The sequence below is a fragment of the Actinomyces sp. 565 genome, from assembly GCF_010365615.1.
GTDB lineage: Bacteria > Actinomycetota > Actinomycetes > Actinomycetales > Actinomycetaceae > Actinomyces.
On sequence record NZ_PIZD01000036.1, the window covers coordinates 1 to 2,095 of the forward strand.

Consider the following 2,095-nt stretch of genomic DNA (forward strand, 5'->3'; position numbering starts at 1 on the left):
GGCGGCTGGCACCCTTTTACGGGGCGCCAGCCGCCGCTTGCTCTGTCTTCCCATGCGAAGCCATATCTAAGCCAAAACCATAAGACTCAGTGTCAAGCCCCGGGTTTTGTGGCGGCTGTTTTATCTGGCGCCGGTGGTTGCCGGCTGGGCTTGGCTGGTGGTCTGCTCGCCGATGTCCATGGCCTCGGACTCGGACGCCGACTCGGCGATGGTGTTGGTGTCTTCTTGTGGCGGTGGGGTGTAGGCCTGCTCATGCTGGACGGGACTGCGCATGCTGATGACGGAGTGGGGACGGGTGTTGTTGAACCAGTGCACCCACTGGGCGTTGGCGAGCTCGACGTCATCGATGCCCTGCCAGGGGCCGCGGTCGTCGAGGTAGCGGCGGTTGCGGATGAGCTCGGCCTTGTAGAGCGAGTTGAGCGCCTCGGCCAGCGCGAAGCCGAAAGGAGGTCGCCCTTCGACCCGACCGAGGCGACCGCTTCGCAGTCGGAGGAGGCCTGCCCGTAACGTATCGCCCGGTACTGCACACCCCGGTCGGAGTGGTGGATCAGGCCCTTCAGGTCAGCGCCCTCTCGCCGGGTGCTGCCAGATCCCCATCTTCAGGGCGCCCCTGGGCCAGGTCGGTGTACAGGCTCGTGGACGTCTGCCACCAGATGATCCGACGCGAGTACACGTCAGCGGGCGAAGACCACATACACTCAGCCGCTCATGGTGCGCACATAGGTTATGTCCGCCACCCACAACTCGTTCGGCCTGAACGCGCTGAAGTGCCGGTTCACCAGGTCTGCGGGGCACTGCTCCTTAGGCGCCGACCGGGTCGTCCTGGGCGACTTAACACGGCGGATGCCGTGCAACCCCATGGCCCGCATCAACCTCTCCACGGTGCAGCAGGCGCCGCATGCCCCAACCCATGCCGCTCACAGGCCTCAGGCCGGTTGAGCATCGCATGCATCTTGCGGGCGCCCAGAACGCAGTAGTTCTTCTCATGCACCCGCCCGATTTCGGCCTTCAGAGCCTCATCGCGTATCCCTCTGGCACTGGGGGGACGGGACTTGCGGGCCCGGCAGGACGGGTAGGGGCGATCATTGGTACCGGCACTAGTGAGCGCCTGGCAGAACTGGCACAGGCCCCGAACTCCTCCCTGTGGGAGTCGATGTACTCACAGATCAGCGGGACGGGCGGCCTGGCTCCGCCGCGAAAAAAGCCGACGCACTCCTCAAGATCGCGTTCGCCCGCCGCAGCTCACGGTTCTCAGCCTCAAGCTCCCGGATCCGCTCAGCATCCTGACTGGTGGTTCCCGGCCGGGCGCCCGCGTCGACCTCGGCCTCCTGTGTCCCAGGTGCGCAGCGCCTCGGGGCGGGGCGCCCAGCTCCTCGGCGATCCTGCGGATCGCCCCCTTAGACCTGTCCGGGTCCCTACGGGCCTCCACAGCCAACCTGGTGGCCCGCTCCCGCAACTCCTCGGGATACTTCCTCTGAGCACTCATGACAGTGATCCTTCCGTGAATTCACTGCCTCCATCAAATCCGGTGCAGTTCAGACCTACAACCAGGTTCAGGCCAGTCTGCGGGCCCCCGCCGAGAGAGCCAACGCCCTACTCAAAGACTTCAAGGCCCTCAAACGAGCCACCCTCGACCCATCAACCATAACCAACATCGCCGCCACCGCCCTAGTCATCCTCAGCCTGAACAACGGCCTCCTCTGATCTGACGGCGCCTCACATTCCGCCCGGGGTGCAAACATGCGCGCTCGCCTTACGCAGGATCCCCGTTGGCCCACCCCGGCTCGCGTACTTCCTTCTCCAGCTCCCGGATCCGCTGGGCGTCCTCGCTGGTGGTTCCCGGCCGGGCGCCTGCATCGATCTCAGCCTTCTTCACCCAAGTACGCAGCGCCTCGGGATGGACACCCAACTCCTCGGCGATCCTGCGGATCACACCCTTAGACCTCTCCGGATCCCGGCGGGCCCCTGCACAGCCATCCAAGTCGCCAGATCCCGCAACTTCTCGGAATACTTCCTCAGTGAGCCTTTCTCATCAGGGGAGGTTGTTGTTCAGGTTGAGTATGACTAGGGCGGTGGCGGTGATGTTGGTGATGGT

Annotated in this window: 3 protein-coding genes and 2 pseudogenes; 1 reads left to right on the forward strand and 4 read right to left on the reverse strand. The window is 64.7% G+C overall.

All coding sequences use genetic code 11. From position 1 onward, the window contains the following. Positions 1-120: 120 nt before the first annotated feature. The 3 genes and pseudogenes from GZ997_RS12705 to GZ997_RS12710 all read right to left on the reverse strand — a co-directional run. Positions 121-273, reverse strand: coding sequence for a hypothetical protein (locus GZ997_RS12705; protein ID WP_238994305.1), 153 nt, complete (start codon positions 271-273; stop codon positions 121-123). Between the two features lie 283 nt (positions 274-556). Next, complete coding sequence (locus GZ997_RS06070) at positions 557-694, reverse strand: hypothetical protein (protein ID WP_162679247.1); 138 nt, start codon at positions 692-694, stop codon at positions 557-559. A gap of 443 nt (positions 695-1,137) precedes the next feature. Further along, a pseudogene (locus GZ997_RS12710) lies at positions 1,138-1,330 on the reverse strand (IS3 family transposase); the annotation flags it as partial. A 206-nt stretch (positions 1,331-1,536) separates the two neighbouring features. Between GZ997_RS12710 and GZ997_RS12715 the strand changes: the two are divergent. Then, positions 1,537-1,704: pseudogene (locus GZ997_RS12715) on the forward strand (IS5/IS1182 family transposase); the annotation flags it as partial. Between the two features lie 49 nt (positions 1,705-1,753). On the opposite strand, the gene GZ997_RS06075 reads toward GZ997_RS12715, so the two are convergent. Continuing rightward, entirely contained in the window at positions 1,754-1,933 is a 180-nt protein-coding gene (locus GZ997_RS06075; protein ID WP_162679248.1) for a transposase, read from the reverse strand. Between the last annotated feature and the right edge of the window lie 162 nt (positions 1,934-2,095).

Coding starts and splice junctions, on each gene's coding strand:
- GZ997_RS12705 (WP_238994305.1), bottom strand. CDS start 273: ATGCGCAGTCCCGTCCAGCATGAGCAGGCCTACACCCCACCGCCACAA.
- GZ997_RS06070 (WP_162679247.1), bottom strand. CDS start 694: ATGTGGTCTTCGCCCGCTGACGTGTACTCGCGTCGGATCATCTGGTGG.